Source organism: Pseudoalteromonas gelatinilytica (assembly GCF_001641615.1).
Lineage (GTDB): Bacteria > Pseudomonadota > Gammaproteobacteria > Enterobacterales > Alteromonadaceae > Pseudoalteromonas > Pseudoalteromonas gelatinilytica.
Genome location: NZ_LRRU01000004.1, coordinates 18788 through 33598 on the forward strand (window position 1 = coordinate 18788; position 14811 = coordinate 33598).

Here is a 14811-nt window from a genome sequence, read left to right on the forward strand (position 1 = left end):
AATTAAACACAAAAATTGCCAATTATTTGGCATTGATGATTTGTTGGAGAATTACCGTGATGAAGCTTTCATTACTTCCTTTAAGCCTAGGCCTATTAACCTCAGTTGCAAGTATAAATGCGCATGCAGCCATGCGTGAGTATACCGCTAATGCTGATATGTCGAACTGGCAAATGGTAAAAACATCTCGCTTAGAATGCCAATTAAATCATGAAGTTCCTTATTATGGTGAAGCAATTTTCAGTACCACTGCCAGTAAAAATAAAGACGTAAACTTTAACCTTGATATGGTTGTACGCCCAGACAACTACAGTATTGCTGGTCTAAAAGCCGTACCACCTAGTTGGCGTGCTGGTATGCCCGCTCGCGACTTAGCGAATATGAAGCTATTACGTAAGTTTGACGGCGAGCTTGGCAACAAAACCGCTTGGGAAATGCTCACCGAACTTGAAAAAGGCTACCAACCGACATTTTATTACCAAGACTGGCAAAACAGTGCCGATAAAATTGCCGTTGGTTTATCGAGTGTCAACTTTAAGCAAGCTTATTGGGCGTTTTTACAGTGCCGAGATGCGATGCTTCCATACAGCTTTGAAGATATTTCGTTCACAGTGATGAACTATGAGCCTAATACCAGCAAACTGACTAAATCATCACAAAAACGCTTAGATAAAATTGGCGAATACTTAAAGTACGACACCAACATTGAATCTATTTCAATATCTTCTTACACCGACAGTTACGGTGGTCGCTGGAACAACCTCGAATTATCAAAAAAACGTGCTAAAGCGATTAAAGATTACATTGTTAGCTTAGGGGTTGATGAAAGCAAAGTAGATACCGATGGTTACGGTGAAAAGCGCCATGTTGCTAGCAACGACAACATTTTAGACCGAAACAAAAACCGTCGTTTAGTCATTCAAATTGCAAAAATGTAGCCGCCGAAGCGGCTACTAGCTTTAACTCATTTCTATTGACTTCACGCGCTTAAAGCGCTTTAGCCACTTATCGCCGAACTGAAAAAACGCGAGGCTAATCATAATGATGGTCGCGCCAACAATCAGAGCTTGGTCAATGGGCTCATCATTAAGCAAACCACCTAAAGCAATTGCAAAACTTGGTGTGATCAAGGTTGTTAATGCGACCGTGCTGGCGTTCAACTTTTGCAATACATGAAAATACGCCAGCGCACCAATTAATGAACCAAACACGCCTAAGTAAACAATTGAGTACAGTGATTTTGCACTCCATATCTGGCTATTAAGTCGGCCATCTACCAGCAACCAAGTAATAAAAAACAGAGGCGTTACAAAAACCAACGCACCAAATGTGGTGGCCATTGGATGAATAGCAATTCTTACCCGTTTGATCATCACACCGCTCAAACTAAAAAAGCACACTGCCATAAATACATATAACAGGCCACTAAGCTGCTCTACTCCCCCTTGAATATGGCGCTGGCTTACTAAAAATAAACCAATTAAGGCACAGCCAAGTGCGGCAAGCTTAATGGCGCTAAACTTAGGTTCGTTCAAGATCTTTTGCGCAAGTAAGCCCGATAAAATTGGCGCAAGACCAAACATCAATGATATTAACCCAGAAGGCACTGTTTTAGCGGCCATGTAGCTTAATAACATGCCGCCAAAAATACCTATGCTTGAATAGCCATAAAGGAATAAAGCACGGCGATGCCAGGGCACTCGGATATTGGCAACAGCAACGACAAACGAAGCCAACACCAGTCCCACCAGCATCCGTAAAAACACAGCTAGGGTTGGTGCTACCGTTTCACTACTCCAAACAATACCCAGTGGTGTTGTTGACCAAATCACCACCATTAAAAAATATGAGGCTTTAACAGGCACAAGCTTATTCCTTTAAAAAGGCGAAAAAAGCGGAAGAAAATTTAAAAGGGAAATAACCAACCGCTTAGAACGCGGTTAGTAAAACTTACTTAATTAACCGCAGCAAATAACAGACCATACGACTGATGAGGTCAGGCGCATACAATTGTTTGTTGGTCGTTGGTTTAGCTGCATCATGGTATTTAATAAAGTAAGTTGAAGAAGCTTAAGAATCCGCCTAAATGGTGATTTTGTCAACACGAATACTCATGCTATTTGGCAAAAAGTTTTTTGCTGATTTCAACAGCCTGTTTGCACATGTAAATCATAGGTTACATTTAATTTCTTTGATTTATAACAAAACTATTTAAGTTTTGTTAAACAAGTTATATCTTGCTTGCCTCTCACGAAGTTTAAGGGGCAAAAAGTGCTTAAAAATAAAACAATAGGTAGCATGTTAATTGTTGCTGGCACCACCATAGGTGCAGGGATGCTGGCATTGCCTATCGCCTCCGCAGGGCTTGGTTTCACAACAGCGTTATCACTAATCTTTTTAACTTGGGTTTTAATGACCTACACAGCATTGCTGATGCTAGAGCTGCATCAATATGCCGACAGAGATGCAACCCTCAATACGTTAGCTAAGTCATGGTTGGGTAAACGTGGGCAATGGGTCGCTAACTTTTCAGTGATGTTTTTGTTTTACGCATTATGCGCTGCGTATATCGCAGGTGGTGGTGCGCAATTACAAGAAAAGCTCAACAATGGTTTATCGCTTTCTTTAGCGCCGCAAGTTGGCTCAGTTATTCTGGCTATTGTGATTGGTACTGTGGTGACACTCGGTACCAGCAAAGTCGATAAGCTTAACCGCGTACTGTTCACTATTAAAGTATGCGTACTAGCCAGCTTATTTTATATGCTGACACCTTATGTTCATGGCCAACACTTACTTGAAATGCCTATTGAACAAGGTCTGATTTTATCTGCAATCCCGGTGGTGTTTACCTCGTTTGGCTTTCATGGCTCTATTCCATCGATTGTGAAATACGTGGGTTTAGATATCAAAACACTTCGTAAAGTAATGGTGGCAGGTGCCGCATTGCCTTTAGTCATTTACATTTTTTGGCAATTACTTAGCCAAGGTATGATGAGTCAAAGTGACTTACTACAAAGCCAAGGGTTACCCGGTTTTGTAAGCAGTGTTGCTAGCATTGCTCACAGCCCACACGTTGCCACCGCTGTGAACATCTTTGCTGATTTAGCATTAGCCACGTCTTTCTTGGGGGTGAGTTTAGGTTTGTTCGACTTTTTTGCTGATGCATTTAAAAAAGGTGATGGTAGTAAAGATCGCATCAAAACAGCCTTGATCACCTTTATTCCACCGCTAGGCTTTGCGCTATTCTATCCACAAGGGTTTATTATGGCACTTGGCTACGCCGCCATTGCGCTGGTTATTTTAGCGGTGTTTTTACCGGTTGCTATGGTCTATAAGCAACGAAGCAGCAAACCTGATGCGGGTTATCAAGTTAAAGGCGGTAATATTGGCTTAGCACTGGCCGCCCTGTTTGGTGTGCTTATTATTAGTGCTCAAGGTTTACAAATGGCGGGGCTTATTCCAGCGATTGGTTAAACAGCTCATCAAAAAAAGCACCCGAGGGTGCTTTTTTTGTGTCTGATTTAAGATTTAATTAAAATACCATCGCCTTACCACGGCCAGATGCTTCAGATGCCGCATCTAATTTACCGTCTTTATTGATGATCACATGCATATCACCAAAATGGCGTTCATCGAGTGTATAACCCATTTTCTCAAGCGCTTTAACAACCTTTGGTTCAAGACCAGTGTGGTATCTAATCACATTTTTAGGCCATAACTGGTGATGAAAGCGTGGGCTGTCTACCACTTGCTCTGCTGTCATATCAAATTCAACCGCATTTAAAATTGACTCATACACAGAGCTAATAATCGTGGTACCACCCGGAGAGCCAGTTACCATTTTAACTTTGTTATCCTGAAGCAGAATGGTCGGTGTCATTGAGCTCAACATGCGTTTATGGGGTTGGATTTCATTAGCTTTACCACCAATAGCACCAAATACATTCATCACACCTGGCTTGGCACTAAAGTCATCCATTTCATCATTCAAAATAAATCCTGCGCCCGATACAACCACGCCACTGCCAAAGCTTAAGTTGATGGTCGTGGTATTAGCAACGGCATTACCCCACTTATCTAGGATAGAAAAATGCGTTGTTTGCTCACTTTCGTGTAAACCCGGTTTGATGTTCTCAGTTGTCGAAATGGCATCTGGGCGAATTGTACTTGCACGATTGCTAAGATAATCATCTGCAAGTAGAGCTGTTTTTGGCACCTCATAAAAATCTGGGTCACCTAAATATTCTGCTCTGTCGGCAAATACGCGTTTACCTACTTCAGCCAAAATATGGACATAGGTGGTCGAGTTGTGCTCAAGCTTTCCTTCTGGCTTTGCCAAGTCGTACATTTTTAGCCACTGCAAAATAGCAATACCACCTGAACTTGGCGGTGGCGATGTGAGCACTTCGTAACCGCGCCAGTTACCCTTAATTGGTGTACGTGACTTAGCTTGATAAGCTTTTAAGTCTTGCTCAGTAATAATGCCGCCGTGCTGCTTCATAAATGACGCTATGATCTTTGCTGTCTCACCCTCGTAGAAACCAGCTTTACCTTGATCACGAATACGTTTTAGTGTGGCGGCAAGTTCCGGCTGTTTAAATAGCTTATTTGCTTTAGCATCGGCAAAGTAATCAGCAAAGTTAATGTTTACCGACTTTTTGGCCATTCGCGCACTATAACGCTCGATACTCGCAGCTAGCTTAGGATGCACAATAAAGCCCTGCTCTGCTAATTTAACCGCAGGCTCTAGCAGAGTTTTCCACTCTAAGCTGCCGTGCTTTTGATGGGCAAGCCACATTCCAGCAACACTGCCCGGAACACCACTTGCGTGAATACCGTACACTGACATGTTATCAATAACATCGCCTTTATCATCAAGGTACATATCGCGATGAGCTGCTGTTGGCGCCGTTTCGCGGTAATCTATAAAATCACCTTTGCCATCTTTTTGGATCAGCATAAAGCCACCACCACCGATGTTTCCGGCTTCTGGTAAAGTAACCGCTAATACAAACTGTGCTGCAATTGCCGCATCAACGGCGTTACCGCCTTGCTCTAAAATAGCCCGTGCCGTATCACTGCTGTAACTATCTGGCATAGCGACGGCCGCTTGTTTTGCAAAGCTTGCCGGATGAAAGAATATTGCGGTTACGATCAACAGATGTGCCGCGTATTTGACTAAATTTGCCATGGTACTTCCTTTTTCTTGATGTTATTTTGACCATTTAGACATGTGAAACCCTTAAGGTCAATTAGTTACGATTAACTTAGCTGAGCTGCTCTTTAGGACATGTATAAAGTACTGCAGGTAATTCACCATGTTCATCTTTATGGTTGTAGTTTTTTACAAACTTGAGGCCTAGTTTTTCCATCACCTTTATTGAGCCCAGGTTATCTTTTAGTGCTGTGGCACTGAGCGACTTTACTTCCTCTGGCTCGCTAACTGCTTTGGCAATGGCAAGTGCGGCCTCTGACGCATAACCTTTACCCCAGCTCATTTGTTTAAAGCGCCAGCCAATTTCTAAATCACTAAAATCAGGCTGTTCAAAAAAGCCCATAGGCCTGACTAATACCCAGCCTATAAAAGTATTGCTCTCGATAATATTTACTTGCCAAAGCCCCCACCCTTTTTGCTCATTTTTATAGGCATTCAAGCGTGGAATAAACACCTCTTTAATGCTCTGCATACTGGATACTTTGCCGCGAGTGAGATGTTTCATTACCTCAGGGTCGTTATCGAGCTCATAAAGTAGCTCGGCATCATTTTCATCCATTAACCGAAAACTTAATCGTGCTGTTCTAGCTATATTCATTTTTTATTGCTTATACTGCTTAATAGTTGATTAACCATTAGAGAAAAATATGAACAAATTAGCAAGCTTAGTTTTATTAGGCTGTATTGCCTTAACAGGTTGTGAAGATGCAGAGCAAGCCAAGAAAGATGCCAGCGAAGCAAAAGAGGAAGTAAAGCAAGCGCTAAGTGATGCTTGGAGCGACGTAAAAGACGCCACCAATGAGTTTAACGACGACTCACTGCAAGAGTTACTCGAAGAAAGTAAAAAGATGGGCTTAAGCATGTATGACGACGGTAAAGAAATTGCCTTAGATGCATGGATTGAGAGTAAAGAAGCGGCTGGTGAACTGTCTGAGAAAACCAAGCAAAAAGCAAAAGAACTGGCTGAAGAATTAAGAGAAGCGCGCGAAAAACGCGAGCAAGAGAAAAATAATTAAAAAGAAAGGGCAAGTATTTACTTGCCCTTTTTTGTTAGTGATTAAAGCTCAAATTCTTTTTTGAATTTTAAGCCAAATTCACTGCGGTCATTGCTGCGCATTACGCCAACAAAACCAGATTGTTGTAAACGACCAACATCGTATACTTCGTTTAACACATTCTCACCGTAAAGAGTCACTTCAAAGTCACCGTTCGGGTTTAAGTAAGAGATGTTGAAACCCACTAATTCACGAGAGTCAATGTGTTCACTTTGGTTGTAAACTGATTGACCTTGCATATCGCTGCGGTATGAGTAGTTAGCGTTTACTGCCACTGTGCCACCGTTACTTAAATCAATGAAATAAGAAGGTGCGACCATCACAGTCCAACGTGGTGTTAGTGCTGGTGAATCACCTTTACCAATACCTAATACACCGTCATCTACTTCTGTGATTTCTGAATCTAAATAACCAATTGCGCTACGTAGCGTAAAGTCATCTGTAAACGCAATCGTTGTCTCAAGCTCGATACCTTGTGCTTTAGACTCACCTGCATTTTCTACGATAGTAACGAAACCACCACCTGCAGTTGGATCTGAGAATGGTAATGCAAGGTCTGTGTAGTCAGTAACAAACACCGCAAGCATCATAGATACATCTTCATGTACCTGACCTTTTAGGCCAAGCTCATAGTTAATAGCTTTTGTTTCATCGAAAGAAACAAATTGATCAGGACCACCAAATGGACGCGGTGGGAAACCACCTGTTTGATAACCTTTTTGGATTTGGCCATACACGTTCATGTTATTGCTTAGCTGGTACGACGCATTTAAATCCCATGTTACTGCATCAAAATCAGCACTTACGTATTTGCGTGTTGCAAACGTTGGGAATAAGGCATCGGCTTCTTTTTTATCTTTCGAATAACGCAGACCACCGCCCACTGTTAAATCGTCGCTTAGGTCATAGCTTGCATTGATATAAGCTGCGTATGAGTTAGTCTCTTGGTTGATATCAAAGTAACCGTAATCACCAAATGACGCAGTAGTACCGTCATTCAAAAGGCCATCTGGTGTGTTGAATGGGCTAAATACAAACGGACCTGAACTTGTGAAGCCATCTTCATTAAAGAAGTATAAGCCAGACACAAAGTCCATGTTATCGAAGCTACCATTTAACTGGATTTCGAATGAATATTGATCTGCACCACCTTCTTCTGGGAATTCAGATAAGTTAAGGGCAACAGCGTCATCATCAAGACCCCCTTCGTATTCTGAGCTACGGTAGCTTGTGATGAACTTAGCTGTATAGGTGTTATTAATATCCCAATCAGCGGTTAAAGACGTGCCCCAGCCTGAGTAAGCCGTCGATTCAATACCCTCTACTGTTGATGCTAAATCATCAGGATCGCTTGGTAACATGTCTTCTGTAAGTAATGGGAAATCACCATTGAATGGGTCATTTGGGTCAAGTGGCGTTGTTAGTTCAATTGTGTAGGGTGATTGGCCTGATTCGTTATCAACACCATCAATTGAAAACACAAAAGATAAATCGCTACTTGCTTGCCATTTAAGCGCCATACGACCGCTTAACTCTTGCTCTTCACCAATTTCTTTTTCTGGATTAGCAAGGTTAATCGCTTCACCTACACCATCGCGTTGCTTATAAGACACGCTTGCAGACATGCTTACAGTGTCGGTAAGGCTGTTATTAAAGTAAACGTCACTAGCTAAACGACCACGGCTACCTACTTTTGCCGTTGTCGTTACAATGCCTTCGTCACCAGGTTGCTTAGTAATAATATTTACTGCACCACCTAACGTGTTACGACCATACAAGGTACCTTGTGGACCACGTAACACCTCTACACGCTCAACATTTGGTAATGATAAGTTTGAGCCCATTTGACGACCAAGGTATACACCGTCTAAGTAAACACCTACACCCGGATCAGTTGTGATCACATGGTCTTGTAAACCAATACCACGAATAAACACTGATGCATGAGCCGCATTACCTACACCATAACGGGTGATGTTTAGGTTAGGTACGTATTTACCGATGTCTTCTAGGTTGCTCATGTTTGCTTTATCAATCAAGTTTTCACCGATTGATGTCACCGCTGTTGGCGACTCAAAAATGCTTTCTGTACGCTTACGCGCTGTTACTTCGATTTTTTCGAAAGCATCTTGTTTAGCAGAGGTTTTTTCTTGCTCAGCAAAGGCTGAAGTAGATAATGCAGCAACAATAGCTACAGTTAACTGTGAGAGATGACGTAATTTCAATTAAAACTCCAAAGGATACCGTGTGTGTGTATTTTTACCCGTAAATTTCAGGCATAAAAAAAGACGCTTAGGTATAAGCATCTTTCCTCTGGAGGGGCATTATATGTCAGTTTTGTGAAAATATGTATAATTTTTTTGATTTTTATCAAAAACTGTATAAATAAACCACATTATCATTCTCTATTCGAATTATAAGTCACTAAACTATTTGCGAAATAGTAAATAAAAATAAATGTTTAGTTCTACATTATCGCAATTAGCTTGCCAATTAACATAATGTCAATGAACAAAAAATGAACGTGTTTTATGTTATTTTTCATAGCGGTACAAGCCAATTTCAGAAATTTCTCAGTTCCCAAAGAGTACCCAACTCAGGTAATGTTTAATACAGTGCTGCCAAGTTAGCAAAAGCTAACTAAACATTAATTTGCGCAGCGTTTTCCTCTGTTGGAATTTCATTTTTTAAACGTAATAATCAGCAACACAATTACTTGCTCTACTAATTCGCTTAATTAACTGCTAATGCGGATTGGTATTATCATTTACAGATAGTTTTTGGCGTGAATATGGATTTTCTTTTTAATAAAAACGCAGCTGATTCTGTGTCATCAGCTTCGATTCTTCCTTACTGTATTGCGAACGATGAGAGAACATTGTTGCTCAATTACGACTCTTTAGACACACTGACAAATCGTGAATTAATAAGTGAGTTTATGAAAACCCATGGTTATCATCATCTCGTTATTTTTAATATGCCTCATAGAGCGGATGTGCTGCCATTAAAAGACTGGCCAAAACTAAAAGGGTTATTTTTTAAAAACACCAAAACAGATATTTTTGAACAAGGGCTGCAAGAAATTAAAAAGGGATCCCTGTGGTTTCCAAGAACAGTGAGCGACAAATGGATGAGAGAAATGCTCGAAACTGAGCAAAAAAATCAAATTCAATCAAACAACTTAACGTTTAAAGAATCTAAAGTGCTGCACTTGCTTTCTTCTGGTGCGACCTGCCCTCAAATCGCTGATACTTTATTTATTAGCGAAGCAACTGTGCGAGTTCATTTGCATAAGATTTACCAAAAGATCAATGTCAAAAACAAACAAAAAGCCTTACAGTGGTGCGAAAGGAACATAAATAAAATCAATAAGCTTGCGGGCTAACTTGGAAGCGAATGGTATCTTGATACTGACCTGCAGCTTGGTTACTAAATGCAGCTAACTTTATTTTTAAAGGAATTAAAAAATCTGTCTGCTTGGTAAACAAGAACCTTCTTTTCATTGCGTGATTTAGCTCGACATAGTCCCCAGTAAGCGCCAGTGAATAGTTAATTGCATAGCTGCTTTGGTAAAGCTCATGAATCAGTTTACCATTATGCTCTGACCAAATAGTCATTGTGATATCTGTATTTGCAACAACCTGTAAACTAGGCAGCAAGCTATATTCTTTTTGAGGTATAAGCTCCCCTAAATCAATACTTGTGTTAGCACTGTTATAACCTAAAAAAGACAGTGCAACATGAGTAGGGATTGATACATCTAAATCATAATCTAACTCATCAACCACTTCATGAAATTGACTTTTAAGTACGAGTTTAACGGTATCTTGATACTGACCTGCACGTGCAATGCTACCTTTTGCAACCACAAACCGTAAATCTGTTGTATTGTCAGAAATAGCAAGGTTATTGACCGATGAATTATTAAAAATCGAACTTGAGTTTCCAATGAAATAAGGGATGTGTTGATACTGACCACGCAATTGTTGGTTATTTTCACTCGAGACTTGCAAATAGTATGAACAACTTGTGTCGCCCTCTATGATTACTTTAATCTGCTTTTCAGCATCTTGATTTTGTAGTGTTCGGTAATCCTGTAAGTTATCGAATAGATGCTCAATTCTTTGTATTTTTGCAGAACACTGGCCAAAACACGCCGATGTATAAAATAGCGCATTAATTAAAAGTGCTGAAAATAGAAACCGCTTAATGTACATAAATCACTCCTTTATTATGCAGCTGTTGCTGTGTATCTATATCGATAATTAAGGGCTCATGGATGACATTTTTTAGCACAATTTGATATTGGCATGGTTTTAGACCAGTCAGTGCAAAGCGCCCTGTTTTACTTGTAAAAAATAAGTAAGGCTCTGCTGCTTGCTCCTCAATGCAACGCGCCTCACCAACTTGAAGTGCTAACGGGTCGTTTTCGCTATTTTTTAACGTTCCCAGCATGGAAATATTGTTCTGTGAACCAATTACAACATCATGGCCACTTTTATAAGAAGGATAAAAACTGATGCTACCAGCTCCTAAGTCATATCCAGGCGCTAAGTTTTCAACATCAACCGCAACGGTGGTTCTGTCATAGGCATTTATATTAGCGAGTAAGAGGGTTGGTAGGTCTGAATTAGTGGCTAAATAATCCGCCCCTTGTGATCCTAGGTTAATTGTTTTCTCAGCTAAACTTGGGTGCGCGCTGATCAAAGCAAAGCTATTTTGGATAGGCTTACCCACCCCCCATTGAGAGTCAGCGAATGCAATACTTGCGGCAGCACTAACACGGCTTTGATGATGCAGCACATTGCCGTTTAAATGCTGATAGTAAGTGCCGTGGTCAAAACTCATCGATAATCGATTTGTATTGTATTGGCTGTTGAGATCAAATACGGCTTCGTTATTGTTGTTTTTTTCTAACCCTGCACGTAAATTTAGTGCACCAACAAAGCGCTGATCTTCATTTTGAGCAAACTCCAATCTGGATTTATCGTATTTAGATTGGTGCGATAACTTTAATCTTTGCCTGTGCGAAAACTGATAACTCAGCGAGAAATTAAAACTCCACTGTTGTTGATGCTCTGTTTCTTGCCACTGCCCACCAAGTGAATAATACCACTGGTGAGTGTTTATATTGCCTGAAACAGTCACCCCCGTTGATTTTTCAAACCGCGTTTGCTCATGACGTCTAGAAACATTTGCAAAAAGCGACGTTTGCACTGATGAGTCACTCATAAAGTTGAGATTTGCTTGTATAAAGTGCTGTCTAGAATTAGCAAGCGAGCTCAATTCATCATTAAAAGCTATCTGATAAAAGTCAGGGTTACTGTATTCGTAGCCAATGCTGAAATCGGTTCCAGTCTGAGATGGTTGTCTAAATGAGCTATAGGCAAATCGATATGCATAGCCATTCGTTGCATCAAGATTAATTGCATTTTCAAATGATAACTGCCCTATTGGGGTCGCAAATATTTGCTTAAAGCCGAGTTGCTGTGTTTCTTCATTCCCTTGGGCTGAAAAACCAGCAGTCCAACTTGTTGAGATACCGTAGTCAATAAAGCCTGAAAATAAAGGCTGATCATAATTGTAGGCTAATTTATCTGCTAATTGTGCTGGGTAACCAAAGTGAAGTTCGTATTCAAGCTGCCCTTCAGAGAACAAATCGAGGCCTGTGGTAAGTGTAAAGTTGACCTCTTTTGTAACACCCGCATTATCCGTGATCTTTAAAACAATATGATTATTGCCCTCTATTAACGGAATATCGTCCAGTGAATAAATACCAGCAGGCAAGTTCAGGCGTCTAAATAAGCGATCATCAATATATACTTCAACAGAAGATGGGCTATCTAGCGTAAAGCGCTGCGATGCACTTGGTCGAATTGTTCTGTCAGAAACAAGAGTAAAATCATGGGCAAGCGACAGCCCAAGGATGCGAGTTGTTGATTGAAAATAACTACCCGCACTGTAATTATCGCCCAATGAAAAACGCATTCCATGAATGGGTAAATCATGGATTACTCTCGTGCCTAAACGCTTAAAGTCATGGTTACTTGGTGTATTTACAAACTGGGCTTCGTTTTCAATCACCCAATTTTTTAGATTTAAAACCGCTTCAGGCCTTACTGTTAGCTGCTTTTGTTCATAATCTTGTGCTTGATTTGATTGATACACATAGCTCGAATACACATTAATGTAGCCACTGTAGTTTGCGCTTTTTATTGCTTGTTGTTGGTTTCGCTTTGACACTGCGGTAATACTTTTCTCTTTGATCATGCTCATTGGCAAGGTTATCTTTAAGCTAAAATCAAGCAGTTCGAACACAGTACCAATGCCCAATGTTTGAAGCTCTTCAATATTTACTAAGCCTCTTTCATCAACAAGCATTTCTATGTGTTCAAGCGTTTGGGTATTTGCTATTGGTCTTAAAAACTCCATCAATTCTGAATGCTTTAATAGCAATGAATCATCCGGAGTTACTAGTAATGAAATGTTTGCTTGAGGTTGCTTGTTTAAGTAGCAGCTAACAGTGAGTTCAAGCTCTTTTAAAGTGGTATTTATTTTTGCATAGGCTAAACCTGCATTAAACCAAGACATACACACAAAGCAAAAAAGCAGACTACTGAGATAGCGCAACGTCTGGCGAGATAACTTCTGCATTAACACTATCCTTCAACGGAATAAGCACTTGCTGTTTGCTTTGTGGCGCAAAGAACACGTCATAACCCGATGCTTTTAGTTGTTGTTTTTTAAATGAAGCGATTTGTTGATGAGACAAATGTATAGCAAGATCATATTCGCTCAGGCGGGCAGCCCCCTTACCATTATTTGCTACCGTTATTTCACAGCTGTAATTACTACATAAGCTCTTTTCGACAACAAGTTCAGGTAAAAAGCTCTCTTGATGTACATGAACAATTAAATTCACATTAAGCAACATCGTCAGTTGTGGCTCAGACGCATTTGCAGAGTTTAAAAGTGGTTGCTCAACTAAACTAATTTGATAGGTTTTATCTAGGCTCGGGGCTTCACTTACCCAGCGCATTTGGATTCGTTGACTTTCACCACGGTGCAATAACAATGTTGGAGGAAACACCCAAACAGGGCTATTTTCTTGATAACGAAACATTGGCTCCGGGCCAGAAAAATCAACCTCAAATATTTCTATATCAAAAGCGACTTCACGGTTAAATACATTATGTATCGTACTGTAGGTTACTTGCTGTGGCTTGGTTGGATCCAAGCTTAGTACCATTGGGCTTACTTCCACAGCAGTGCAGAACAGCGAATTAAATAAAATTAATACTGCAAAGATACGCATTAAAATTGTACCTTTAACTGACTTTGCTCGGCTTTAAACTGCTTAGGTACTTTTAGTAAGACCTCACGAGAAGAGTGTGGCAATAAAAGCTTGCCTGATAATGCACGACTTAACTCATCGCCAGCTAAGTTCATAGTGTCATCATGCTGTTCAATAAACCAAGTTGATTTAGATAAACGCAGTAATTTATTGCCTTCATTTTTTAACCGTACTTTCCAAAGCCCTTCTTGCTGTTGCTGCTTTTGTTCAATTACAAGTTTTGCTGTAGCCCCTTCGGGTACCACAGTAAATAAGGTACGAAAGCTAGTCGCAATGCCAACACCCGATTGGTTCGATTCACCTGTATCAATCATTACTTGGTCAACGCCAATCCGGTATGATTTAGAGGCTGTTAAAATAGGATCGCCCACATAGCGAATTAAAATTGATTGAGACTTTCCAGGTGCAATAATGGTTGTCATTGGCAGTATGAAAAAATCTGCATCGTTTGTGGTCAGCTGCTCCTCACCCGAGGGTGTAATTTTTAAGTCAAATGCTGTTAATTCAATAGCGAGCGAAGCTGATGAATTGTTCATTACACGAATTGTTTGTTGTGCATTAGAGCCACTTGGCGCTAATTCAGCAACCATAGGCTGAACTTGAAATGCGACACTGTGAAATGAAAGAAGAAGTGAGAATAAATAGATAAGTCTGAGCATCATCTCTCCTTTGATGATAAGGCAGCCTAGGCTGCCTAAAATAACTTAATTAGCTGTAACAGTTAGCATTAAAGTGTCTGAGTACGTTCCAGAATATATTGGGTCTTCTGTAATAGTCAGTACAATCGTGCCAGGAATACCCCCTACTGCCAAAGCAGCAGAACCAGGTTGACTTTGTTCAGCGCTTTCATCGTTATCACCATCATCAGCAATAAGCGTAAAAGCAAATGGCGCTGCAGTTAACGCGGCGGTATAACCGACACCATCATCCTCGTCATCAGCGTTTTGTAAGTGCCCTTCAGACGTTGTTAATGTCAGTGTGGCACCATCTGAGTCATTGCATTGCAATTCAAAATCCAGTGTCGTCGTTTGATCTTTAGCAATACTTGGAAAGTAAGTCGATGTATCTAAATTACTTACCTCACAAACCGAAGCGACAGAACCGCTGATATTAATGTTTTCAGCAAGTGCAGCGCCTGACGAGAGCATTGCAATTGCAGATAGTGCTATTAGCTTTTTCATTCCACT

Annotated in this window: 13 protein-coding genes; 4 read left to right on the plus strand and 9 right to left on the minus strand. The window is 40.5% G+C overall.

The window, feature by feature from the left end; all coding sequences use genetic code 11:
• Positions 1–59 precede the first annotated feature (59 nt).
• Positions 60–938: a flagellar protein MotY gene (locus NH153_RS00780; RefSeq protein ID WP_054561850.1), complete on the plus strand. Its 879-nt coding sequence runs from the start codon at positions 60–62 to the stop codon at positions 936–938.
• Between the two features lie 21 nt (positions 939–959).
• Here NH153_RS00780 and NH153_RS00785 read toward each other — a convergent pair whose 3' ends face one another.
• Complete coding sequence (locus tag NH153_RS00785) at positions 960–1865, minus strand: DMT family transporter (RefSeq protein ID WP_063700041.1); 906 nt, start codon at positions 1863–1865, stop codon at positions 960–962.
• Positions 1866–2271: 406 nt separating this feature from the next.
• Between NH153_RS00785 and NH153_RS00790 the strand changes: the two genes are divergently transcribed.
• Positions 2272–3474 carry an aromatic amino acid transport family protein gene (locus NH153_RS00790; protein WP_082873949.1) on the plus strand — a complete coding sequence of 401 codons (1203 nt, stop codon included), beginning with the start codon at positions 2272–2274 and terminating at the stop codon, positions 3472–3474.
• Positions 3475–3532: 58 nt separating this feature from the next.
• Here the strand turns inward: NH153_RS00790 and ggt are convergent, their stop codons facing one another.
• Positions 3533–5191, minus strand: a complete 1659-nt coding sequence (gene ggt / locus NH153_RS00795; protein ID WP_063700043.1) for a gamma-glutamyltransferase — start codon at positions 5189–5191, stop codon at positions 3533–3535.
• A 76-nt stretch (positions 5192–5267) separates the two neighbouring features.
• Positions 5268–5813 carry a GNAT family N-acetyltransferase gene (locus tag NH153_RS00800; protein ID WP_063700046.1) on the minus strand — a complete coding sequence of 182 codons (546 nt, stop codon included), beginning with the start codon at positions 5811–5813 and terminating at the stop codon, positions 5268–5270.
• 49 nt (positions 5814–5862) lie between these two features.
• On the opposite strand from NH153_RS00800, the gene NH153_RS00805 reads away from it, so the two are divergent.
• Positions 5863–6231, plus strand: coding sequence for a hypothetical protein (locus NH153_RS00805; RefSeq protein WP_063700049.1), 369 nt, complete (start codon positions 5863–5865; stop codon positions 6229–6231).
• Positions 6232–6272: 41 nt separating this feature from the next.
• Here the strand turns inward: NH153_RS00805 and NH153_RS00810 are convergent, their stop codons facing one another.
• Positions 6273–8495: a TonB-dependent receptor gene (locus tag NH153_RS00810; RefSeq protein WP_063700051.1), complete on the minus strand. Its 2223-nt coding sequence runs from the start codon at positions 8493–8495 to the stop codon at positions 6273–6275.
• Positions 8496–9061: 566 nt separating this feature from the next.
• On the opposite strand from NH153_RS00810, the gene NH153_RS00815 reads away from it, so the two are divergent.
• Positions 9062–9655 carry a helix-turn-helix transcriptional regulator gene (locus tag NH153_RS00815; protein WP_205630224.1) on the plus strand — a complete coding sequence of 198 codons (594 nt, stop codon included), beginning with the start codon at positions 9062–9064 and terminating at the stop codon, positions 9653–9655.
• On the opposite strand, the gene NH153_RS00820 is transcribed toward NH153_RS00815, so the two are convergent.
• From NH153_RS00820 to NH153_RS00840, 5 genes are read right to left on the minus strand one after another with little or no spacing between them, the layout of a single operon-like run.
• Positions 9636–10487, minus strand: a complete 852-nt coding sequence (locus tag NH153_RS00820; RefSeq protein WP_063700053.1) for a hypothetical protein — start codon at positions 10485–10487, stop codon at positions 9636–9638. The two genes, NH153_RS00815 and NH153_RS00820, sit on opposite strands and share 20 nt — an antisense overlap.
• Complete coding sequence (locus NH153_RS00825; protein ID WP_063700055.1) at positions 10477–12861, minus strand: fimbria/pilus outer membrane usher protein; 2385 nt, start codon at positions 12859–12861, stop codon at positions 10477–10479. Before NH153_RS00825 ends, NH153_RS00820 begins: the two co-directional genes overlap by 11 nt.
• Before the next feature lie 22 nt (positions 12862–12883).
• Positions 12884–13585, minus strand: coding sequence for a hypothetical protein (locus tag NH153_RS00830; RefSeq protein ID WP_082873950.1), 702 nt, complete (start codon positions 13583–13585; stop codon positions 12884–12886).
• Entirely contained in the window at positions 13585–14286 is a 702-nt protein-coding gene (locus NH153_RS00835) for a fimbrial biogenesis chaperone (protein WP_240494342.1), read from the minus strand. The genes NH153_RS00830 and NH153_RS00835 overlap by 1 nt, the downstream gene beginning before the upstream one ends.
• A gap of 42 nt (positions 14287–14328) precedes the next feature.
• The gene (locus NH153_RS00840; RefSeq protein ID WP_063700060.1) at positions 14329–14805 is read right to left on the minus strand and encodes a hypothetical protein; all 477 of its coding nucleotides are present in this window, start codon (positions 14803–14805) and stop codon (positions 14329–14331) included.
• Positions 14806–14811 lie beyond the last annotated feature (6 nt).

What these genes read in the sequence shown, in the direction of transcription:
- NH153_RS00780 (WP_054561850.1), top strand. Translation starts at nt 60, where the DNA reads ATGAAGCTTTCATTACTTCCTTTAAGCCTAGGCCTATTAACCTCAGTT.
- ggt (WP_063700043.1), bottom strand. Translation starts at nt 5,191, where the DNA reads ATGGCAAATTTAGTCAAATACGCGGCACATCTGTTGATCGTAACCGCA.
- NH153_RS00800 (WP_063700046.1), bottom strand. Translation starts at nt 5,813, where the DNA reads ATGAATATAGCTAGAACAGCACGATTAAGTTTTCGGTTAATGGATGAA.
- NH153_RS00805 (WP_063700049.1), top strand. Translation starts at nt 5,863, where the DNA reads ATGAACAAATTAGCAAGCTTAGTTTTATTAGGCTGTATTGCCTTAACA.
- NH153_RS00815 (WP_205630224.1), top strand. Translation starts at nt 9,062, where the DNA reads ATGGATTTTCTTTTTAATAAAAACGCAGCTGATTCTGTGTCATCAGCT.
- NH153_RS00820 (WP_063700053.1), bottom strand. Translation starts at nt 10,487, where the DNA reads ATGTACATTAAGCGGTTTCTATTTTCAGCACTTTTAATTAATGCGCTA.
- NH153_RS00825 (WP_063700055.1), bottom strand. Translation starts at nt 12,861, where the DNA reads ATGTCTTGGTTTAATGCAGGTTTAGCCTATGCAAAAATAAATACCACT.
- NH153_RS00830 (WP_082873950.1), bottom strand. Translation starts at nt 13,585, where the DNA reads ATGCGTATCTTTGCAGTATTAATTTTATTTAATTCGCTGTTCTGCACT.
- NH153_RS00835 (WP_240494342.1), bottom strand. Translation starts at nt 14,286, where the DNA reads ATGATGCTCAGACTTATCTATTTATTCTCACTTCTTCTTTCATTTCAC.
- NH153_RS00840 (WP_063700060.1), bottom strand. Translation starts at nt 14,805, where the DNA reads ATGAAAAAGCTAATAGCACTATCTGCAATTGCAATGCTCTCGTCAGGC.